This is a genomic window from Rhizobium sp. WW_1 (assembly GCF_003610155.1).
In the GTDB taxonomy this organism is placed as follows: domain Bacteria; phylum Pseudomonadota; class Alphaproteobacteria; order Rhizobiales; family Rhizobiaceae; genus Rhizobium; species Rhizobium tropici_A.
In genome coordinates, this window is sequence record NZ_RAIN01000021.1 from 82465 (window position 1) to 103784 (window position 21320).

Here is a 21320-nt window from a genome sequence, read left to right on the forward strand (position 1 = left end):
TCTCTCCCTGTCGTCTTATTTCACCGCGCCGAACGTCAGGCCGCGGACGAGTTGCTTCTGCGAGAACCAGCCGAGGATCAGGATCGGGGCAATCGCCATTGTCGAGGCTGCCGAAAGCTTTGCATAGAACAGGCCTTCGGGGCTGGAATAGGAAGCGATGAAGGCCGTCAGCGGCGCCGCCTTGGAGGCGGAGAGGTTGAGGGTCCAGAAGGCTTCGTTCCAGGCAAGGATGATGTTGAGCAGCAGCGTCGAAGCGATGCCCGGCACCGCCATCGGCGTCAGCACATAGATGATTTCCTTGGCGAGCGAGGCGCCGTCCATGCGGGCGGCCTCGAGAATTTCGCCAGGGATTTCCTTGAAGTAGGTGTAGAGCATCCAGACGATGATCGGCAGGTTGATCAGCGTCAGCACGATCACCAGACCCAGACGGCTGTCGAGCAGGCCGGTATTGCGGAACATCAGGTAGATCGGGATGAGCGCGCCGACAGGCGGCATCATCTTCGTCGACAACATCCACATCAGGACATCCTTGGTGCGCTTGGTCGGCGAGAACGCCATGGCCCAGGCAGCCGGGATGGCGATGATCAGGCCGATCAGCGTCGAGCCGAAGGAGATGATCACCGAGTTCATGAAGTGAGCCAGATAGTTCGAGCGGCTCTGTACTTCCGCATAGTTCTCGGTCGTCCAGTGGAAGAACAGGAACTGCGGCGGCGAGGCGATCGCATCGGCTTCCGACTTGAAGCTGGTCAGAAAGGTCCAGAGGATCGGGAAGAAGATCAGGATCCCGAGCGTCCAGGCAATCGCGGTCATGATGACCTTGCGCTGTGTGGTGACTTTGCGAGCCATCTTACGCCTCCAGATTCTTGCCGACGAGGCGGACAAGGAAGATCGCGACGATATTGGCGAGGATGACAGCGACGATACCGCCTGCCGAAGCACCGCCGATATCGAACTGCAGAAGCGCCTGCACATAGACAAGATAGGTCAAGTTGGTGCTCTGCGTGCCGGGACCGCCATTGGTGGTGACCAGGATTTCGGCGAAGACCGACAGCAGGAAGATCGTCTGGATCAGGATGACCACGGTGATGGCGCGGGCCATGTGCGGCAGCACGATATAGATGAATTTCGAGACAACGCCGGCGCCGTCCATCTCGGCGGCTTCCTGCTGCTCTTCGTCGAGCGACTGCAAGGCCGTCAGCATGATCAGCGTCGCGAAGGGCAGCCACTGCCAGGCAACGATCAGGATGATCGAGAACAGCGGCGCATTCGCCAGCCAGTCATAGGGCTGCAATCCGAGCGCCTTGGCGAGATGCGCGAAGAGCCCGTTGACCGGGTTCATGAACATGTTCTTCCAGACAAGCGCAGCGACCGTCGGCATGACGAAGAACGGCGCGATCACCAGGATGCGGACGATGCCCTGCCCATAGATTATCCTGGTTCAGCAAGATCGCGAAGGCGATGCCCCCAATAACCGTGATCAACAACACACCGAGCACCATCGGCTGCAGCCCCAAGGGCGTCCGTAGGAGGAAGCAATGGAAAGAACACCCGATCGGCCCATATCACATGTTGAAACTACGGAACTGACAAGTCTGAACGCACTCTTGGTAGACGACGACCACGTTTTCGCGCATCGACTTGGCAAGGCTCTACAAGAGCGTGGTTTGAATGTCGAAATCTGCACAACAATCGAGAGAGCGGGCGCCGTAATCAATCGCGGTTGCCTCGATATACTGATAACTGATCTGCGCATCGGCGACGACAGCGGTCTTGAACTCGTGAAGCTTTGCAAGGAAGTATCGCCCAACACCAAGTCGCTTGTGCTTACTGGATACGGCCACGTCGGCGCTGTTGTATCCGCGGTGAAACTTGGTGCGACCGAGTTCTTAAGCAAACCCGCGGATGTGGATGAGATTTTAGAGGTGCTTGGAGTTTACCCTCAACTGAGCCAAACGGAGGCGCCATGCCTAAAGTCCGCAGAACGGGTCCGCTGGGAACACATCAACAGCGTGTTTACTGACACCGGGAACAACATGTCGTTGACGGCGCGGCTTTTGCGTCTGCATCGACGGACTTTGCAACGGCTGCTATCCCGCGGTCCACCAAAGGAATGATTGCTGACCCTATAAATCTCCTTCAGATTTGATCCAAGGATCGAGCATTCCGTAACAAGGCAGTTCCATTGCAAAGCCCCACAGCGATGGAACCGGCTCCGTACCCCAGGAGCTGACGCGGATCGATATCGGGTCCGCGTGGGCCGGCGGCCATTCCGCCGGCCCTTTCTGGAAAGAGGTTATCAATGAACTATGAAGACGGAATGACTGTATTTTATGATCCAGTCTCAAAGACCGTGATCGTCGCTTTCCGTGGAAAAACCACGATATTGAAAGGGCCTTTTGAAAGTCTCCGCGCTGGCGTTGCTGCCGGTGAAGATTTATGCGCAGAGCTCGGCTGGCGTTCGAACACAAGTGATGCAGAAAAAAGTGATGACGTAACTTAATTTGAAAGATTGCCGGGCCGATAACTCGGCGCGGCGCTTCCCGTCACATCTTGGGAAGGAGAACTTTATCGACGACGTGGATAACGCCGTTCGACTGCTTGACGTCAGCGATCGTCACGGTAGCAGTTCCTCCCGCCTCGTCGGTGAGCGTGATCTTGCCCATGTTTTCCTTGGCCTTCAAAACACAGCCACCGACGGTCTTGATGTCATGTTCGCCGCCATCATTCTTGATCATCCCGGCGAGGGTGCTGGCCATCGCATCAGCTGCGACCACGTGGCAAGTCAGAATTTTCGTGAGCTTGTCCTTGTTTTCGGGCTTGAGAAGCCTCTCGACGGTCCCTTTGGGAAGCGCATCAAAGGCGTTGTTGGTCGGAGCGAACACGGCAAACGGCCCCTTCCCTTCAAGCGTCGACACCAGGCCTGCAGCCTTGACGGCAGCGACGAGCGTCGTGTGATCCTTCGAATTCACGGCGTTTTCGATGATGTTCTTGTCCTCGAACATCGCGGCGCCACCGACCTTAGGGTTGGCGGCATACGCAGCCAAGCTGCCCGTCATCATGCTGACCAACGCGACTGCCGAAACTACTAGAAAAACTTCATAATCATCTCCTCTCAATGCCTGCCTCTTGGCTCGGTAGGGCATTCTACGAATGACAGCCGCTCCGGTTCAAAAATCTAAGAAAAATCGTGCAAAAAGCTTGTGAGCACGTTCGCGATTTTGGATCGATAATACTGAGCGTTAGATCCCGAGGATTGGCTGTATCAACCGCAAAAACCTGCTCTTGAATCGTAGCGGCGCCTCGGTAACGGCAAGACAAATGCAGTCTTTGCCCGCATCAGCCTTTGGTTGATGCATCAAGCTGTCGTCACCCATCTCGACATCACCTCGCTAAAATGTCGAAACCTCGTCGCTGAAGCTTCCTTCAAGCACCAGCTTTAATTCCACGCCACGGTGAGAATGCTCCGGGACCGGCTGACCGGCAGGAATCTTGAGCAGTCGCACTGTCGTTGTTTCGTCGCCGGTCGGTATCAGCATTTGGGCAGCGCCGCGCCCGAGCTGGCGCCACCTTAGGCCGCCGGCTGCGTCGATATAGCTCCTCAATGGTTCCGCGTATGTCTGATCCGTGGCAGACCGCTTTTTGACTGGCACAACGTTGTCGATCTGGCCCGCATCGATTTTCGCTTTCAGGCTTTCCCAGCTTTGCGAGAGGTCGGCTTCATCAACGGTTTCATTCTCAATGAAGTAACCGCCAACACTTTCGCCGGCGCGACCGTTGAGTGCGCTACGCCAAAGCGTTCCCGCCATGAACGAGGCGATAATTGCTCCATAAGCTAGGAATGCGCGCTGCGCTTCAAATTGCGGGGCGATAAATGAAGCGAGTATGAGCAACCAAAACGGTAACGTTCCCAAATACGTCAAGACAATTTTCAGTACACGCTGCTTTTTGCTCATCCTACTGACCCAATATGCTGTTAGGGGCCCTAGCCAGCACCAGCGCGCTAACATGGGCCGCCGCCTTCACTGCGAGCATCGGGTTGAGTTGCGCCAGCTTTGAAGCGTCACTAACGCACGAGATCTCAGCAGCACTTCTCACCGGATTGCTGCGCCACTCGGCCTGCCCGATCATTGCCGCTGCAGGACGGCGGGTATTGCACACCGCGACTATATTGGTTCGAACGCCACCCTCGCCTACCGAGCGACAGCCATTAAAGCGAATTACAAGATCAGTGCTATCGATTGCACCCACTTTGCCGCGCGAAAATAAGCCGTTTCCAACTGTCAAGATTGTTCGCGCCTTTTCATCGCTCCGAGAATACAAGCGCGTTTACGAGGTCATCGCGAAACAGATCAAAAAGTGGGGATCTGATCTGCCGGAAATTTGATCCGGCCGCTGTCATTATGCACTCCATGCTGACAACCGGAGAGTTCTTCGATCAGACTGCGGGCGTTGCGTCATAATTTCCGATAGCGTTCAATAGCTGAACGCTTGAAGCGTTTTTGCCAGGACGTGAAACGGGCGATTCCGTTGATGGCGTTGCATCACTGTATAAGCTGAACGGCGTTGTCCACAGTGAATGCTCGTGCCGCGTAGCTCCAACATGCGACGCCTGATATAGACCGCGAACACCAACATGCACCCGGCAGCGATCTTCAAAAAAACTCATCCTGACGCCAGTCTCCGATTAGACGACTTCATCATCTCTCGGCCCAGATCAAAACCTCTCATTTATGAGCTGTGAAATAGCCGTCAAAATTTGTACATCGGCGAAGGGCTTTACGATCATCAAGCTGTTCGGAACGCCGTTGGCAGACCACTCGGAACTGCTGTCGCCAGTCATGTAAACAATAGGCATGTCGGGCACGAGTTCCCTGGCTCTGTGGGCGACATCCCAGCCACTCGGACCAGTATGTCTAATATCCGTGAGAACACCGTTGAAACGCTCCGCGCCCTTGTTGAGTTCTTCCATTGCTCGCGCACCGCTGTTGGTAACGACCACCTGAAAGCCACCATCAATCAAAGCCTCCTCCAGAACGATATGCAGCACGACCTCATCTTCAACAAGAAGCAAAAGAATTTCGGACATAAGATTTCCTTATGGCGAGAGTGGACGGTCGGGGCAATCAAAGGGCATGGCCCTCGCATCGCTCTCAGAAGCGTAAGATGTCTCTGCACGGTGACTAAGGGTTGCAGGAAGGACAGAACGTCGGATCCGCTTCCGCGCCGATTGATCGTTCAACAAGCTGCTCGGCATGGCAGGCCACGCAACTCATGACATCGTGGGACGGCAGTTGCGTTTGGCAGCCACAAGCACTGCAGCAAAGTTCGTCTCTGGTTCCCACCCAGCCCCACCCCGGATGATTGCACACCGGACACAGGGTCGTAAGTCGCTTCGCAAAACGTTCGCCGAGTTTAGCGATGACAACCATACGTCGCGGGTTCATGAACGCCCGCATATCAGTCTGGAGGCGAGCTTGCGCAGTTGGCGACAGAGAGATCGCGCGCCTCGTCGCATCGAGCAACGTCGACTGGTCTCGTATGCCTTTAGCTAGGATGAGTTCTGCGCCAATCGCGCTTACAACAAGAGCCTGATCAGGAAAGTCGATGGCTCGAAGAAAGTCCTCTGCATCAGCGATTTCTTTTATATCCCGATGGGCGAAACTGGGAGTTTCGTCGATCATCATATCGATAATATCAAGGCCTGAGCGCGTATCATGCCACACAAGAAGTTCACGACCTGCCGGAATAAATGGGACAAACGGATGTGGGCCGTAAGATCCCTCACTTCCAATACCAATGGTCAGGCCGGTCAACTGCGCAGCGGCTCTTGCCTTTGCTCTGGCGGCATCCAGCATGGTGCCCTGTCTTTTCGTTTCGCCAGTGAATGTGCCAAAAGCATCTGTATCCAAGTCGTTCGGGACGACGAGATCAACGCCGATATTGGCAAAGGATGGCAATAGGGCAGCAGCTTTTCCATGCATCGTTCCGAGCGCTGCTTGGGACGCGAGGGATGAACAGATTGGCGACGTGAGCTTAGACGCGGCATCAACTTCTCTCGCTCGATAATTTTCTGTCTGGAACAAACCCAGAGATTTCATTTAGCCCGCTCCAACCAACTTGAATGGTGACTTTTCTAGCGCGCAAAATTCTTTGTTAAAAATACATTATATCGGCGATAATGTTCTCTTTTGTAGAACGCTCTCGCTCGCTGCAAAGCTTGCACCTTTTGAGTTGATGAGCTGCGATATCAGAGGGTTCGGGAAACGACGTTTCACGGTCACTGCGTAAAAAGACTCGATCAGTCCGGGCAACGCATCGAATTCGATCAGCGTGCCGACCTCCAGTTCTCCTTTGACGACAATCGGCGGAAGAACCGCAAGACCAGCTCCTTCGCGGGCTAAAAGACGCATCATCGCCATGTCGTCCACTTCTGCTGCAATCTGCGGCGTGATGCCGAGTCGTGAGACGAGTGCCTCGAACTGCGAGCGTACGCCGCTTTCCAGCGTCGGGAGGATAACGGGGTATTCCCTGAGAAGTTCCGCAAGGCCTGCGTCAGGTTTTCCGTAGGACGGTTTGCCGATCAAGCTTACCCGTTGCTGGTAGAGCTGCTGGGCGATGAAGGGTGTTACAGAATCCGTTCTTGGCGCCTGGTTCAAGAGGACGATGTCAAGGTTTAGTGCTTCGAGCGCGCCCAGCAACTCGCTAGTGCTGCCGGAACGCAAGATCATATCGACATCCGAGCGCCCGAGGATGGGGCGCAGGAACTCCATCTGGAAGTTGCGCGACAGCGTCGCGAGCGCGCCGATGCGAATTGCGCGGCGGATCCTGCCGGTTTCCTTCAATGTCTCGACCAATTCCTCGCCGGCCGCGAAGATCGTGTCGGCATGGTCGAGCGCGATGCGACCTGCCTCGGTCACATAGAGTTGTCGGCCACGACGTTCGAACAGTGCGTGGCCGAGGCGCTCTTCCAATTGCTTTATCTGGGTCGACAGCGCTGATTGCGACAGGTTCAGCCGTTCGGCGGTGCGAGTCAGGTTGCCGTCATGAGCGACGGCACGAAAATAGCGGAGATGATGATAATTGAGCTCAAGCATACTTCTATTTTATAGAACGAAATTGCAGAAACAATGAATTTTTATCAGCGGCACACAGCTGATAACACCTCCGTCAGATCGACGCCGCTTTCCAAAAATGTCGGCCCCAACTGGAGATCGCTCATGATTGTTAGTCTGCCGCTGATAGCGCCGATGCTTCTCGCCGTTGCGTCCGTGTATTGTTTCCTGGCACCGGGCCTTCGTCCCCGCGTTGCAATTTGCATTGCAGAGCTGTCGGCCATCGGCTCCTTCGGAGTTGCTGTCTTGTCCTGCATTGTTTTGGCTCTGCACGGCCCAGAAACCAGCCCGCCGATCGGCTTCAGCTACTTCACGTTCGCATCCCGGCTCGATCTCGTCAGTCTAGTGATGCTTCTGCTCGTCTCCTTCATCGGCTGGGTCGTACTGCGTTACGCCGGTACCTTCCTCGACGGGGAGGCACGACAAGGTCCATTCACTGGCTGGATGACCGCGACGCTCGCTGCCGTTCTTTTCCTCGTGCAATCCGGCACGCTGATGCAGCTTGTTGTCGGTTGGGTAGCTTCTAGCCTGTTTTTGCACCAACTCCTGTTATTCTACCCGGAGCGAATCGCTGCCCAGCGAGCGGCCCGCAACAAGTTCATCGTTTCGCGGATGGGTGACCTTGCTCTGGTTGGCGCCATGGTGTTGCTCGTCGTCACCTTCGGAACCGCAGATATTGCGACGATCCTAACTGCTGCGCGGGAGGGCGAAGGTCTGCCATTGACCATAGGTGCTGCTGCGCTGCTCGCGATCGCCGCGCTTGTCAAATCCGCGCAATTTCCGACCCATGGCTGGCTGACGGAAGTGATGGAAACGCCAACCCCGGTCTCCGCGCTGCTGCATGCCGGTGTGGTCAACGGCGGCGGCTTCCTGCTCATCCGCTTTGCCGACGTCCTGCTGCAGGCACCGATCGTGCTTGCTGTACTGGTCATGGTCGGGGGCTTCACAGCAGTCTTCGGTAGTCTTGTCATGCTCACCCAGTCGGCGGTCAAAACTTCCCTTGCCTGGTCGACTGTCGCGCAGATGGGCTTCATGATCCTGCAATGCGGTCTGGCGCTGTTCCCGATCGCGCTTCTTCACATCGTGGCCCACTCGCTTTACAAGGCCCATGCTTTTCTATCGTCCGGCTCCGCGATTGAAACAGTCTCTTCGATCAGGCGTCCCGGCCCTGTCACAGTTCCCAGTGCTAAAGCTGTCGGTCGCGCTTTCTTGGCAGCACTCGCCATCTATGCTGTGATTGGGCTGCTCTTTGGTTTCGCAGGCAAGCCACCGCAGGCGCTGGCACTCGGTGCGATCCTGATATTCGGTGTCGCCTATCTCATCGCCCAAGGCCTTGCGGACGCGGCGCCGCGTGCTCTGACCTGGCGAACGTCACTGTACGCAATCGCAGCAGCCACGGCCTATTTCGCACTCCAGCGGATCGCCGACGACCTGATGCTCGGCACGCTGCCGGCAACACCGCAGCCCGGTCCGCTCGAGTGGACACTGATGCTGCTTGCCGTCGTCACCTTCGGCGTGGTGGCGGTGGCCCAGTCGCTGTTCCCGCTCTGGGCCTATCATCCGGCGGCGGCGGGCCTCAGGGTCCATCTCGCCAACGGGCTCTATATCAATGCCCTCTTCGACCGCCTGCTCGGCGGCTGGGCTCTCTCGCGTTCCGCCTCGCCAACCCCAGCTTTCGAGAAGGAGTAAACCGATGAACGAGATGACCACGATCGACACATTGCATGGCGAAGCCCTGGCGCTGGCTGCAGATCAAGCGGTGCGGGCCATCCCGCCAGCCTGGCCACTCACGGCGACGGTCGCCGTCAACCCTTTCCTCGGTCAGGTGACCGAAACGCTCGAACAGACGGCTGCCCAAATCGCTCGGATCGCCGGCGTGCGGCTTGCGCTGCCGCGCAAGCACTATGTGCAGAAGATCGAAAGCGGTGAGATCATCGACGAGGATCTCTTTGCAGCGCTCGAGTCATACCCGCTCTCCAATCGCATTGACCTCTTAGACCTTAAAGCCATGGTTTTCGAGGAAGCGCAACCGATCGCTGCTCTGCCCACCGTCGCCGAACTCGCAGCAAGTGCTACGGGGAAAGACTGGCCGGGGCTCATTTCCGACCGGATTGGGACCTTTGCTGCCGGTTTCTTCGATAAGGGCCAGGCACTCTGGGCCGCTTCCCGGCGCAACGGCCTCTATGCCGCGTGGCGTGCGTTCGCGACCCATGACCTGACGCCGGAAATCCTTGGCCTCAAGGGCTTTGGGCCGCATGTGGCGGACACGCCGGAAACGCCGCATGCGGCCATCGAGCGGGCGGCCGTTTCGCTTGGTCTCGGTGCGGAGCCCGGAACCTATTTCCACCAGCTGCTGCTCACACTCGGCGGCTGGGCGCAATTTGCGCGTCACATCCAGTTCAAGGCGGACATCGAGGGTCGGACGGATACGACGGGGCTCGAACTGCTGGCGATCCGGCTTGTCTTCGAAGAGGCGCTTTATGCGCGTCACAAGGCTGACATCGAGCGCGAGTGGCAGCAGGTACGGCGCACCCATGTAGAGCCTATCACCCCCGATTTTGACACCATCATCGATGGGTTGCTGCAGGTGGCTGCCGAGCGCGCAGCGCAGCGTAAGCTCGCTGTGACGCTTGCTGCACCCTCGACAATCAAGGTTGCCGATTTGCGGCCGGTTCTGCAGGCCGCCTTCTGCATCGACGTGCGCTCTGAAGTCTTCAGGCGCTCGCTCGAAAGTGTCGATCCGGGAATTCGGACGCTCGGTTTTGCCGGCTTCTTCGGTCTCGGCGCAAGCCACAAGGGTTTTGCCTCCGACGTCTCCGAACACCGTCTGCCGGTCCTGCTGAAGCCATCCGTCTTCAGCTGCAGTGCCGTCATTCACGATCAGGATGCCGACCAACAGGCGCGGTTTAGCGCCCGTGCGGTTCGGGCCTGGGGCCGGTTCAAGCTGGCCGCCGTTTCCTCCTTTGCTTTCGTCGAGGCGATGGGCCCCGTTTATGCCGGCAAGCTCGTGCGCGACGGTCTGGGCTTTGGCAATGGCAAAGGTCCGGATAAAGCTAAGTCCCGCTTTGCCCCCAGCCTCGACCTCGACACCCGGGCCGATATTGCTGAAACAGTACTCAAGGCCATGTCGCTCACCGAAGATTTTGGCCGCTTCGTACTGATCTCCGGGCATGGCGCCAACGTGGTCAATAATCCATACGCCAGCGCCTTCCATTGCGGTGCCTGCGGCGGCTATGCGGGCGACGTCAATGCCCGTCTGCTGGCTGACCTGCTGAACGATCGCGCGGTGCGCGAGCAGCTTGCAGCCAATGGCATCGCCGTCCCGTCAGACACCGTCTTCCTCGGCGGCCTGCATGACACGACGACCGATACGATTACACTGTTCGAGGACGACCTTGAGAACGCCATCGCGCCTGAAAATATCGGTCTGATCCGGCATTGGCTGGCCCAGGCAGGCAGCCTGACGCGGGCGGAGAGGTCGAGACGTTTGCCGCGAGGGACGGCAGGCAGCGTGATCGATCGCAGCCGGGACTGGTCAGAAGTTCGCCCGGAACTCGGTCTCGCGGGCTGCGGCGCCTTCATAGCTGCACCGCGTGCACGAACTGCGGGTCGGTCACTTGAAGGCAGGGCATTCCTGCATGACTATGTCTGGCGCAAGGACGAGGGCTTCAAGATCCTTGAGCTCATTCTCACGGCCCCCGTCGTCGTCGCGAGCTGGATCAGCCTGCAATATTTCGGCTCCACGGTCGCGCCGTCGCTCTTCGGGGCGGGCAACAAGCTGCTGCACAATGTCGTCGGCGGCATTGGAGTGGTCGAGGGCAATGGCGGAAACCTGCGCGCCGGCCTTCCTTGGCAGTCGGTGCATGACGGTGTGGATTTCGTCCACGAGCCACTTCGCCTGACCGTGGCCATCGAGGCACCGAAAGAGGCGATCACCGACATCCTCAAGCGACATCCGCAGGTTCGTGCCCTTTTCGACAATGGATGGCTTAGCCTCTTTACGCTCGACGACCAGGGGGAGATGGTCTGGCGGTATGCAGGCGGGCTCGACTGGCGAGACGAGTGTCAGCAGGACACTAAACATTACGCGCATGCGAATGCCATCGTCTGACTGTCCTGACGTCGATCAGCCAAGGGCGTGTTCTCGCCAGGAGATTTTATTCCGATCGCAGAAAAGCGCGGCATGATGTCCGATATCGGCCGATGGGTAATTGACAGGTCTTGTTGCCAGCTCAACCAGTGGCGCAACACGGGTTATGACTTTACCGGCCATCTAGCCGTGAACGTTGCAGCCGCGCAGTTGGAAAACGAGAAGGTTCTACAGCACATTCTGTCGTCAATGGAGCGGCACCAAATTGCGCCGGGTACGATTCAAGTTGAAATTACCGAAAGTAGCATGAAAAATGCGGGGCGAACGGCGCTTGCTACTTAACTGCGTGAGATTGCAATAAGCTGCTGACGAAGCCAAAGGGATCCCGCATCGCTTTGCGTTCTTGCGTGCCAGAGCATCTGATAGCCAAAGCCTTCGATTTCGAGCGGTGGCCGGAAGCTTATTAACCGGTGGGCTGATGCCAGCTCACGGGCTGCTCTTTCGGGAAACGTGAGGACGAAATCGGTTTTGGCAGTAATCACCGCTGCGGTTGCAAAATAAGGCAGCCACATGGCTATCCGGCGGGTTCGTCCGAGTGCAGCGAGCCGATCGTCCATTTCGCCTGTGCGACCGCCAAAAACGCTGACGAGAATGTGGGGGTAGTCAAGAAAAGCATCGAGATCTAATCGGCCGTTGTTGAGGCGATCTTGAAGCGAATGACCTTCTCGCACGAACGAAATATAAGTTTCCCCAAAGAGCCTCGCCCGCTGCAAATCGTCGGGCACCGGTTCATCGCTATAGAGAACGATATCCACATCGCCGTTGGAGGCGCGACGGAATGCCTCTTGAGAGAACGGCAGCACTTCAATGCCGGCGTTGGGCGCTTCTGCGGCAAACACAGTTGCTAGCGACGGCAAGAGTGCGATGGCGCCATAGTCAGTGGTGGCGATGCGAAAGATGCGATCGCTCGTTTTGGCAGAAAACTCCTGCGCGCCGAGCAGGTCGTCGATATCATGCAGTAATTTGGTAATCGAGTCCGCCAAGGCTTCCGCCCTTGGCGTCGCAAGTACCCCTCCTGCGCCCTTTATGAATAATTGATCCTCGAAAACAATACGAAGCCGGCCGATGGCTCGGCTAACTGCCGGCTGGCTCATGTTGAGCTTTTGGGCGGCAAGAGTGACGTTCCGCGTCTGCAGAACTGCCCGCAAAACGATGAGCAAGTTGAGGTCAAGACGACGTAATTCGCTTAATGACATAGTATATATCCGCATCATGCATTGGACAAATAATTCAATCTTCTCCATTTTTTGTCGAGTGTTTCAAGCGGAAAGTGAGGACGCATGCCAGATGATAGCACCCATAACGCCCTGCGGCGGAGGGTCTTGCAGGCGATGGCGGCTTTGCCTGTCGCGGCCTCGGGACCCCTTGCCCTCTTTCCGGTAAAAGCGAGAGCAGAAGGATCTTCGAGCATGACAAGCATTGCTTCCATGGCGTCCAGTGCGGGCGTCTACCAAACCGAGCGCGTCAGTTTTGAAAGCGCCGGAGTACCGCTGATTGGTCTCCTGTTTACGCCGACAGCCACGCAATCTCCGATGCCCGGCGTCGTTGTCGTTGGGCCATTCGGGTTCGTCAAAGAGCAATCGCCAATGGAATATGCGACGAGACTTGCCCGCGACGGCTTTGCCACGCTGATTTTTGATCCCCGTTTCGGCGGCGAAAGCGGTGGAGAACCTCGCCGTTATGAGAGTCCCACGGCAAAAATCGCGGACATCAAGTCCGCGATCTCTTTTCTCGCAGCACGCCCGGAAATTCTCAAGGATGGAGTCTTCGCGCTCGGAATCTGCCAAGGATCCTCGGAGATGATCGCAGCAGTTTCGGACGATGCTAGGATCAAAGCTCTAGCGACAGTTTCTGGCCAGTATCTCTACAGAGAGAATCTGGAAGGGTTCTTTGGCGGCGGCGGGCCGACACTTGACGAGCGCATCGCCCGTGGTCAGGCTGCGAAGGATAAATTCGAGGCAAATGGCGAGATCGACTACATGCCGGTGGTGAGTGTAGACGACAAGAGCGTGGGTCTACCGTGGCCCGAGATTCATAATTGGTATCATCCTTGGACGACATCGAAGTGGGGCGAACCCAGTCGCTGGGAAAATCGCTACACCACCATGAGCGACGCCGAGGTATGGACCTTCGATGTCGATGCCTATGCCGTCAAACTGCAGTTGCCGACGCTGATGGTCCACGGCGAACGATCAGACGGCTTTGTCGTAGCGGTACAGCACGTGTTCGATAATGTGCCGGCCAAAGACAAAAAACTCGTCATCCTCGAAGGGGTGTTTCACACCCGATTCTACGACGATCCGCTGGTAATCGAACCAACTGCGGCCGAAGTCGCGAAATGGTTCAAGTCCAATGCCAAGTCTGAGCGAGGTTGATTATGCGCAGGATTTCTATTGTGTGGGCGGTTTTTGCCTTCATCGTTGCGCCTGCTCACGCGGCCGAATTCTGTCAGAAACCGGGGACGCCGTTGGAGAACATCACCTTGGTGAAGGGCTTTTATGAAGCCTTCAACATTCCTTCGAAACCGATGCTCGATAGGGTTCTCGCAGATGATTGGGTTGATATACCGCTGGCGTCGGGCCAAGGTCCAGGCCGCGACGGTATGAAAGCTGCGCTCGACGGGTTCCTCGCATCCTTCCCGGATTTCCACGTCAAGAATGAAGACTTTATCGCCAATGGCGACAAGGTTGTCGTTCGGTCGACCATCACCGCAACGCAGCATGGTGTCTTCGCCGGTGTCCCCGCAACGGGGAAAGCCCTCAAAATCACGGCGATTGACATACACAAAATCTGCAACGGTCGGGTCTTAGAGACTTGGCACGTCGAAGATTGGCTTAGCGCCCTATTCCAGATTGGCGCGATGCCGCCGAAATTGTAACCAGACTAGTGGACGAGCCATTGGACCCCTACCAGAATATTCTCGATGCGACGGCGCGACACCGAAGTCATCATCATTGCAAGGCGTATCCTTTTGGAGACGGTGCCTCCTTCGGCGATCGGGTCACCGTGCACCATGGAGCCTTTGAGGATGTCCTGCCGCGTCTCGCCTCTGGGTATGACATTGCTTTCTTCGATGGTTTTGCTCCCTCACTTCAGGATTTGGACTTACTGGCTTCGTTGCTCCGCATCGGCGGAATTTTGATCAGCGCTAATCTTGGGCTTAGCGGCCGCGAAACTGCTGCGTATCGTGAGATGATCTGCGACCCTGAAAATTGGATGACGAGTTTGATGGCAGAGGGCGGACGAACTGCTGTCAGCGTCAAACTCAGGACTGGAAAGGGACCGTAGATGTACGTGATCACAGGGGCTAATGGACAGACCGGTTCCGCAGCAGTGCGTCATTTACTCAAAAAAGGCGCCCCAGTTAAGGCAATCGTGCGCAAGCCAGAGCAAGTGGCGCGTTGGACCGAAGCTGGCGCCGAGGTTGCTGTCGTCGATCTACTTGACACAGATGCGCTCGCTGAGGTGTTCCGTGGTGCAAATGGCGTCTATCTAATGAACCCACCCGCATACGGCGAATTGGACATCTTTGCGTACTCTGCGCGGGTACACGCATCGCTAATCGCTGCAGCTGAGAATGCTGCCATATCACATGTGGTTGCATTGTCATCGGTGGGTGCTCAGCACACCGATGGCACGGGCAATATCAAGACGACCCACGATCTGGAGCGTCGGCTAGCGCGATCCAAAGTCCCGGCTACAATCGTGCGCGCCGCGAATTTTATGGAGAATTGGAGTTGGTCGCTTAAGCGTGTTGCCTCGGAGGGGATTCTTACATCGATGTTCTCGCCTGTTTCGAGGCGCCTGCCAATGGTTTCCGTTGCGGACATTGGGAGAGTTGCAGGTGAACAGCTGCTGGCCAGTACTGAAGCGCCGCCGCTGATCGAACTTCATGGACCGACGGATTATTCGCCCAACGACGCCGCCGCCGGCCTTAGCGAGTTCGTCGGTCGTCCAGTCCAGGCCGTTGTAGTGCCAACTAATCAATGGGACGCCATCTTCAGCGAGACAGGGTTCTCACCGAACGCGGTTGAGGCCTTCTGTGAAATGTATCGCGGCTTTAACAACGGCCACGTCGCGTTTGAGGGCCGTGGCGTTACAATTCGGGGTGAGACGACACTTTTGGATGCGATACGCAACCTGCTAGATCGTAGCTAGGTGTCTCCAGAGGGGTATATTGCCATCAGGCGCAAAGCCTTAAACAAGGGTGATACTGAGTCAAAACCCCAGTTTAAAGCATGTTCTTTCGGATGTTATGATGCCCCAGATGTCTGGTCTTCAACTTGCTGACCAACTAAAAGCCGATCATCCCGATATTTCGATTGTCCTCATGACTGGCTACAGTGACGCCTTGGAGGGTGGCTTGCAGACGGAAACACCTGTTGTCAAAAAACCGTTTGCGGTAGAGGAGCTTGGCCCGGCCTTTGCTGCAGCAGAGAAGCTGAACAGCAGTGCAAAAAAGATTATACCGCTGCATCCAAACTAACGATGGTATATGTGGCATGGTGGAGGTCTGCGTCGAACGGTAGCCGACGCTATAGCAGCCTACAGATCGTCAGGCTGCGGGCATGCGGCGGCTTCGATGAGAGCGATGAACCGTGTCTGGAGGGACACGGACAGTCTCTGAAAGCGCTCAGCAGCCGGAACTCTAGCCCGCTCGCGGTATTGCCCTAACGGGAGGACTCTTTCCACTTCCTACTGCTTCCTGCTCGCCAAGACAATACTTTAGAGGCAGGCCAAACGGTTCCGCTACCCTTAACGAGGCGACTGCGCTCATCCTATTCGAGCCCTGTTCGTATTTCTGAACCTGCTGAAATAAAACACCAAGTCTCTCTGCCAAAGCGATCTGCGACCAACCCTGGTTCCCCCTTGCCGATTTGACAAGCGATCCGACGGATCGGTCGACATCCGTGCTCTTCCGTTTGCTGCGAACACTTTCCCTTTGTCCTGTAGTCAACTTTTCCGTCAATTGCAGCTGCCTGGCGCCCCCCGGCCGCAACATGCAGCAGGCTCGCACCGTATGCTGAGCAGCGCAAGTAGCAGACCATCAGGATGAAAACTGGCACCACAGTTGCGAGCGTTGAGGAGTTCGCTCACAGTCCTCCATATGCTGCAACTTCGAGTAACCGAGAGTTTTTCGCTGCGCCGCTCCTCCATAAGGTGCATTGAACCACAGTTGCTCATTCAGCGTTGAATGAAGGAGCGCGTCTGTGAAGTTCGGAAGCCGACTTAGAAAACACGAGGAAAGCGGATTAAGCAGCGCGAAGACGAACATGAGGAACACCATGACTGACCTATTGCCTGAACGTCTCCCGTTTTACACGATCGGGCACTCGAGCCGATCCTTACAAGAGTTCATCGATTTACTGAGCGGGCAACGGGTGGGATGCGTCGTCGATGTGCGCAAGATCCCGATGTCGCGGACAAATCCTCAGTTCAATTCGGATATTCTATCGGAAGCACTACTGCATCGCCAGATAGCGTATCGCCGATTGGACGCACTAGGCGGCCTCCGGTCGAAGGCGCATACGATACCTTTCGAGTTGAACGCCTCTGGAAGAACAGAAGCTTTCACAACTATGCTGACTATGCGCTCTCCCACACATTTCACGAAGGACTGAATGAGCTCGTCGAGGAAGGGGAACGCCGGGTATGCGCTATTATGTGCTCCGAGGCGGTGTGGTGGCGCTGCCATCGCCGCTTGATCGCGGATAATCTCCTTGCACGCGAAGAAACTGTATTCCACATCATGGGATCCCGCATCTATCCCGCAAGCTTGACTCCAGGAGCGCTGGTGCATCGCGATTACAGGGTAACATACCCCAAAACGACGTACGTTGTTGAAGATTTGGATTGTTCGTCTCAGCCGTGATGAGCGCATCCGCTTCGACGCAGTTCCTAAGACCAGTTTCTGCTTTTCGCGCGCCGGCTCTCGGCTTTGCATGATCAAAAGCGCGGAACCGATCGTCCTTGATCAAGTTCTTCGTTATCGCCTAAGTGAAGGGATTTAAGGTGCCAATGTATCTACAAGCCGGCCTGTGGGGTCTTGTGAGCGGATCGGCCCTCATCATAGGAGCGGTTGTTCCGTTTCTTGCTAGCCTGCCCCAGCGTATAATCGCCGCAGTCATGGCAATCGGTTCAGGAGTTTTAATCTCCGCTGTTGCTTTCGAGTTGATGGACGAGGCGTTTGCTCGCGGAGGATTCGATTCGACCGCCTTCGGTTTTCTACTCGGCGCGGCGATATACACAGCAGCGAACGTGTTTTTAAACCGACGTGGTGCCCGTCACCGAAAGCGCTCCGGGCATCACGAAGAACAAAAGCAGCAGAACGCCGTGGATGGTTCGGGCATGGCGATCGCGATCGGCGCACTCCTCGACGGCATCCCGGAGTCGGTGGTGATCGGTGTGAGCCTAATTGGCGCTTCCGGCGTGAGTTTGGTGACAGTAGCCGCAATTTTCCTGTCGAATGTTCCAGAAGCCCTGGCGAGCTCAGCTGGCATGCGTCGTGCCGGCAGATCCGCGATCTACATCTTCTGTGTATGGGGATGTATAGCTCTCGCCTCTGGATTAGCGGCCCTGGTCGGGAACGTAACTCTCGCGGGAGCAAGTCCAGACGTTATCGCTGGAACGACAGCTTTGGCCGCTGGCGCCATACTCGCAATGATAGCAGACACGATGATTCCAGAGGCCTTTGCGGAGACGCACGAGTATGCGGGATTGATCACCGTCGTCGGCTTCCTGTGCGCCTTTGTGCTATCAAAACTCGGAGGATGACGTGAGCCTCATCTGGGCAACCATCGACATCATTATTTTAGCAGGCCTTTCCGTCCGTTTGGCGCGGTCTTGTTTACCCGTTGCTTTGCCGGGCCTTCGATGCTCGCCAGGTTATGTGCAGTGTTAATCAGGCTTATGTGAGAAAACGCCTGGGGGAAGTTTCCGAGCAGGCGGCCACTACCAGGGTCATATTCTTCGGCGAGAAGGCCCAGATCATTGCGCAGTCCAAGCAGCCGGCGAAACATTTCGCGTGCATCCTCGTGGCGCTCGCCAAGAACATAGGCGTCAGCGAGCCAAAAGCTGCACGCCAAGAACGCCCCTTCCCTGCCGCCGACACCGTCATCCGTTTCGCCGGTTGAGTAGCGCGCGACCAGCCCCCCATTCACAAGCTCCCGCTCTACGGCATGGAGCGTGCCTACGATGCGTGGGTCGTCGGCCGGAAGAAAGCCAAGCTGCGCCATAAGAAGGAGGCTTGCGTCAAGCGTGTCGCCGCCAAAATACTGGACAAAACTGTTTTTGCCCGCGTGGAAGCCGTTATCGCAAATATCGTCGTGGATTCGTTGCCGCAGCTGGCGCCAGCTCGAAACCGGCCCTTCAAGGTGGTATTTGTCGTGGCTAATGACCGCGCGGTCTAAGGCAGCCCAGGCCATTGCTCTGGAGTGAGTGAATAGTCGTGGCGGGCCACGAACTTCCCAAATTCCCCTGTCTGGTTCTTGCCACGTCGCGCCGAGGTGGCAAAGCAGGACCTTCTCAAGTCGCCATGCCTCTTCCTGAGGCTCCAACTCGGCCTCACGCGCAGCGTGAAGAGTTTCAATCAGCTCGCCAAAAACGTCTGTCTGCACTTGATTGGCGGCGTCATTGCCTATTCTGACCGGCCTACTGCCCTCATAACCCGAAAGCCAGGGCACCTCAAACTCAGGAAGCCATCGCTCTCCGGCAAGCCCGTACATGATCTGCAATTGTTGGGGTGAACCTGCGATCGCACGTAGCAACCATTGGCGCCAATCTTGCGCCTCTTCGCGGTAGCCGGAATTCAGCAGTGCGTAAAGGGTCAGGGCCGAGTCCCGTAACCAGCAGTAGCGGTAGTCCCAGTTACGTTGCCCGCCGATTGCTTCCGGCAAGGAGGTCGTCGGCGCCGCTACGATACCGCCCGTCGGCGCGTAGATCAGCATCTTCAGCGTAATGAGAGAGCGAACAACCGCGTCACGAAGGCCAACCGGCAGATAATTTGATGTTCCACTTCTGACCCATTCGCGCCACCAGCCCTTGGTCTGGTCGAGAAGCTCTCGGCGGTCGGCGATGAAATGAGGCTGCTCTTTAGAAGGATGATATGACAGGGTCATAGGTATGCTGTCGCAGGCTTTTACCCGGAAAATCGCTGTAGTCTTGAGGTCCTGCCCCTTTAAAGGCAGATCCGTAACAAGTTCGACGGCATGTGGCCCAACGATAGCGCTTAGTCCGTAGTCCTTTCGTCTCACCCAAGGAACAGCCTGACCGTTCTCAAACCGTAGCGTGAGTTCCATCTCCATTTCGACAATGCCGGAAACGCCGGTGACTATCCTGATGACGTCGGGGGAGCGATCAAGTGAAGGAACAGGCATGAAATCTGTGACCGTGACTACGCCAGTCTCTGTTTCAAACCGGCTTTCCAATATGCCAGTATCATGGAGGTAGCAGCGGCTGCAGCCTGAAAGCGCTTGGCGGGGCGCCACCTTCCATCTTCCATTGTCTGGCGTTCCAAGCAAAGCGGCAAAACAAGCCGGGGAGTCGAAGCGCGGTAGGCACAACCAGTCTATCGATCCATCGCGTCCAACCAAAGCTGCGGACAGCATGTTTCCGATCAAGCCATAATCTTCTATGCGGAGCGCCACCTTCTACCCACCGTGTGAAAAGGAGGGATAGTCTGTCATGCCGCCATCGATGAAAATCGTCGTGCCGGTGATGTATGCGGCGACATCGGAGGCGAGAATGACGGCCATGTTCGCGATATCTTGTGGCTCTCCAATCCGCCCAAGCGGAATTTTCGTCAGCAGATCCTCGTACTTTGTCTCGTCTTGCCATACCGACCGATTGATCGGCGTGCGAATTGCGCCGGGGGCGATACAGAGTACACGAACCCCAAAAGGAGCTGCTTCCTGGGCGAGGGACTTCGATAACATTGAGATGCCAGCTTTACTGGCCGTATAGGCGCTATAGCCTGTCCACGCTATCGTCTCGTGAACGCTCGACACGTTGAGGACCACGCCAGACCTTTGTTTAATCATCCGCTTCAACGCTGCTCTCGAGCATCGATATGTGCCTTTCAGGTTGATGTCGATGACAGCGTCCCAATAGACAACATCGGCCTCCCATCCAAGAGCATAGCTCCCGTCGACGCCTGCGTTGTTGATCAAGATGTCTATGCCACCCCACTTATCGTCCAAGGTCGAGAAGATGCGCTCCACGTCTTCGGAGCTGCTGATGTCACCCTTCAACGCCAGAGACGCCGCGCCGTGCGCCGAGAGCTCCACCGCCATCCGCCGCGCTTCATCGGGATCAACTAGATAATTTATAGCGACCCTCGCGCGATTTGCCGCGAAGCCCCGCGCGATCGCTGCCCCTATTCCAGAGTTGCCTCCTGTTACGAGGACGCGCTTGTTCGATAAGTCAATTTCCATGGTCTGAGCTTCTAAAGTTTTGGTGACGCTTCTTAAACGTGGACATGGCAATCATGTTCCTGCGACAGAACCGCCGCGGTAGCTTTACCCTTGTTATTCCGACGCGCTAAGACGAGCGCCCAAACACGAGGTCTGGCAATATTTAAGGCTGACGCGATTGCTGTAATGTAATCGTAATCCACTCTCCTTTGGGGTCGAAAAGATGAACGGTAAAGCCGCTAGCTATGGAGTGGCCGATGATGACCCCGACCGCCGCAAAATACAGCCACGTTCGTAAAGTTATGAATTCTGACACGATGATTTATGCCCTGCGAGCATCGCCGCTTACCTCGTGAGCGGAAACCTTAAGGGGGCTAAGGTGGCGCCGAACGGGCGCGACTACGTTTTTAGGAAAGCAGAAGCTGGACATCCATGTCGGGCATTCGAGCGGCAAAACGCTTCGAACTCGCGTGCGGGAGCGGTGCGATGCCGCTCCTTGTGCCTAAGGTGTTGATTTGCGCTGAGAGTTGACCCGGGATTTGCACTGAGAAGTGGCTCTGACGCACATTTGCTGCTGTGCAGGTCTACGACGCACCGATCAACCGCGCCTGCAGGAGATCGAGTTTTGCTCTTCCGTACATCTGGCGC

General features: G+C 56.5%; 22 protein-coding genes and 1 pseudogene. 13 read left to right on the plus strand and 10 right to left on the minus strand.

From position 1 onward, the window contains the following. Nucleotides 1–15: 15 nt before the first annotated feature. Both BJ928_RS33730 and BJ928_RS33735 read right to left on the minus strand, forming a co-directional pair. Complete coding sequence (locus BJ928_RS33730; protein WP_047636001.1) at nucleotides 16–846, minus strand: carbohydrate ABC transporter permease; 831 nt, start codon at nucleotides 844–846, stop codon at nucleotides 16–18. Nucleotide 847: 1 nt separating this feature from the next. Continuing rightward, nucleotides 848–1499 (minus strand): annotated as a pseudogene (locus BJ928_RS33735) (sugar ABC transporter permease); the annotation flags it as partial. A 36-nt stretch (nucleotides 1500–1535) separates the two neighbouring features. Between BJ928_RS33735 and BJ928_RS33740 the strand changes: the two are divergent. Continuing rightward, entirely contained in the window at nucleotides 1536–2114 is a 579-nt protein-coding gene (locus tag BJ928_RS33740) for a response regulator (RefSeq protein WP_077472831.1), read from the plus strand. A gap of 185 nt (nucleotides 2115–2299) precedes the next feature. Further along, nucleotides 2300–2500, plus strand: a complete 201-nt coding sequence (locus tag BJ928_RS33745) for a hypothetical protein (RefSeq protein WP_077472830.1) — start codon at nucleotides 2300–2302, stop codon at nucleotides 2498–2500. 43 nt (nucleotides 2501–2543) lie between these two features. Here BJ928_RS33745 and BJ928_RS33750 read toward each other — a convergent pair whose 3' ends face one another. The 5 genes from BJ928_RS33750 to BJ928_RS33770 form a co-directional block, all read right to left on the minus strand. Beyond that, nucleotides 2544–3059, minus strand: coding sequence for a fasciclin domain-containing protein (locus tag BJ928_RS33750; RefSeq protein ID WP_052228077.1), 516 nt, complete (start codon nucleotides 3057–3059; stop codon nucleotides 2544–2546). A 330-nt stretch (nucleotides 3060–3389) separates the two neighbouring features. After that, a complete protein-coding gene (locus tag BJ928_RS33755; protein WP_343287084.1) occupies nucleotides 3390–3953 on the minus strand; it encodes a cupin domain-containing protein in 564 nt (187 codons plus the stop codon). A gap of 761 nt (nucleotides 3954–4714) precedes the next feature. Continuing rightward, the gene (locus BJ928_RS33760) at nucleotides 4715–5086 is read right to left on the minus strand and encodes a response regulator (protein ID WP_047637028.1); all 372 of its coding nucleotides are present in this window, start codon (nucleotides 5084–5086) and stop codon (nucleotides 4715–4717) included. A gap of 94 nt (nucleotides 5087–5180) precedes the next feature. Beyond that, a complete protein-coding gene (locus BJ928_RS33765; RefSeq protein ID WP_077472829.1) occupies nucleotides 5181–6098 on the minus strand; it encodes a DUF6671 family protein in 918 nt (305 codons plus the stop codon). A 66-nt stretch (nucleotides 6099–6164) separates the two neighbouring features. Continuing rightward, nucleotides 6165–7094, minus strand: coding sequence for a LysR family transcriptional regulator (locus BJ928_RS33770; protein WP_052228075.1), 930 nt, complete (start codon nucleotides 7092–7094; stop codon nucleotides 6165–6167). 123 nt (nucleotides 7095–7217) lie between these two features. Here BJ928_RS33770 and BJ928_RS33775 point away from each other — a divergent pair, with 123 nt between their 5' ends. From BJ928_RS33775 to BJ928_RS33785, 3 genes are read left to right on the plus strand one after another with little or no spacing between them, the layout of a single operon-like run. After that, a complete protein-coding gene (locus BJ928_RS33775; RefSeq protein WP_047637035.1) occupies nucleotides 7218–8801 on the plus strand; it encodes a proton-conducting transporter membrane subunit in 1584 nt (527 codons plus the stop codon). A 4-nt stretch (nucleotides 8802–8805) separates the two neighbouring features. Then, a complete protein-coding gene (locus BJ928_RS33780) occupies nucleotides 8806–11223 on the plus strand; it encodes a DUF2309 domain-containing protein (RefSeq protein ID WP_120296781.1) in 2418 nt (805 codons plus the stop codon). Between the two features lie 27 nt (nucleotides 11224–11250). Then, nucleotides 11251–11544 carry an EAL domain-containing protein gene (locus BJ928_RS33785; RefSeq protein WP_077472828.1) on the plus strand — a complete coding sequence of 98 codons (294 nt, stop codon included), beginning with the start codon at nucleotides 11251–11253 and terminating at the stop codon, nucleotides 11542–11544. Here BJ928_RS33785 and BJ928_RS33790 read toward each other — a convergent pair. Continuing rightward, nucleotides 11541–12458, minus strand: coding sequence for a LysR family transcriptional regulator (locus BJ928_RS33790; RefSeq protein WP_158008788.1), 918 nt, complete (start codon nucleotides 12456–12458; stop codon nucleotides 11541–11543). The two genes, BJ928_RS33785 and BJ928_RS33790, sit on opposite strands and share 4 nt — an antisense overlap. A gap of 213 nt (nucleotides 12459–12671) precedes the next feature. Between BJ928_RS33790 and BJ928_RS33795 the strand changes: the two genes are divergently transcribed. The 8 genes from BJ928_RS33795 (at nucleotide 12672) to BJ928_RS33830 (ending at nucleotide 18036) form a co-directional block, all read left to right on the plus strand. Further along, on the plus strand, nucleotides 12672–13637 hold the full coding sequence (locus BJ928_RS33795; RefSeq protein ID WP_047637025.1) for a CocE/NonD family hydrolase: 966 nt from the start codon (nucleotides 12672–12674) through the stop codon (nucleotides 13635–13637). 2 nt (nucleotides 13638–13639) lie between these two features. Then, nucleotides 13640–14140, plus strand: a complete 501-nt coding sequence (locus BJ928_RS33800) for an ester cyclase (protein WP_052228074.1) — start codon at nucleotides 13640–13642, stop codon at nucleotides 14138–14140. 20 nt (nucleotides 14141–14160) lie between these two features. After that, on the plus strand, nucleotides 14161–14550 hold the full coding sequence (locus BJ928_RS33805; RefSeq protein ID WP_183079493.1) for a class I SAM-dependent methyltransferase: 390 nt from the start codon (nucleotides 14161–14163) through the stop codon (nucleotides 14548–14550). Beyond that, nucleotides 14551–15420 (plus strand): NAD(P)H-binding protein, encoded by an 870-nt coding sequence (locus tag BJ928_RS33810; protein ID WP_047637021.1) that lies wholly within the window; start codon nucleotides 14551–14553, stop codon nucleotides 15418–15420. Nucleotides 15421–15469: 49 nt separating this feature from the next. Continuing rightward, the gene (locus tag BJ928_RS33815) at nucleotides 15470–15748 is read left to right on the plus strand and encodes a response regulator (RefSeq protein ID WP_158008786.1); all 279 of its coding nucleotides are present in this window, start codon (nucleotides 15470–15472) and stop codon (nucleotides 15746–15748) included. A 799-nt stretch (nucleotides 15749–16547) separates the two neighbouring features. Beyond that, on the plus strand, nucleotides 16548–16883 hold the full coding sequence (locus BJ928_RS39830) for a DUF488 domain-containing protein (RefSeq protein WP_348628277.1): 336 nt from the start codon (nucleotides 16548–16550) through the stop codon (nucleotides 16881–16883). Next, nucleotides 16880–17134 carry a DUF488 domain-containing protein gene (locus BJ928_RS39835; RefSeq protein WP_343287085.1) on the plus strand — a complete coding sequence of 85 codons (255 nt, stop codon included), beginning with the start codon at nucleotides 16880–16882 and terminating at the stop codon, nucleotides 17132–17134. The genes BJ928_RS39830 and BJ928_RS39835 overlap by 4 nt, the downstream gene beginning before the upstream one ends. Nucleotides 17135–17280: 146 nt before the next feature. Continuing rightward, the gene (locus BJ928_RS33830) at nucleotides 17281–18036 is read left to right on the plus strand and encodes a ZIP family zinc transporter (RefSeq protein ID WP_047637017.1); all 756 of its coding nucleotides are present in this window, start codon (nucleotides 17281–17283) and stop codon (nucleotides 18034–18036) included. Between the two features lie 32 nt (nucleotides 18037–18068). On the opposite strand, the gene BJ928_RS33835 is transcribed toward BJ928_RS33830, so the two are convergent. Both BJ928_RS33835 and BJ928_RS33840 read right to left on the minus strand, forming a co-directional pair. Next, complete coding sequence (locus tag BJ928_RS33835; RefSeq protein WP_047637016.1) at nucleotides 18069–19907, minus strand: glycoside hydrolase family 15 protein; 1839 nt, start codon at nucleotides 19905–19907, stop codon at nucleotides 18069–18071. A gap of 3 nt (nucleotides 19908–19910) precedes the next feature. Then, complete coding sequence (locus tag BJ928_RS33840) at nucleotides 19911–20693, minus strand: glucose 1-dehydrogenase (protein WP_047637013.1); 783 nt, start codon at nucleotides 20691–20693, stop codon at nucleotides 19911–19913. Between the last annotated feature and the right edge of the window lie 627 nt (nucleotides 20694–21320).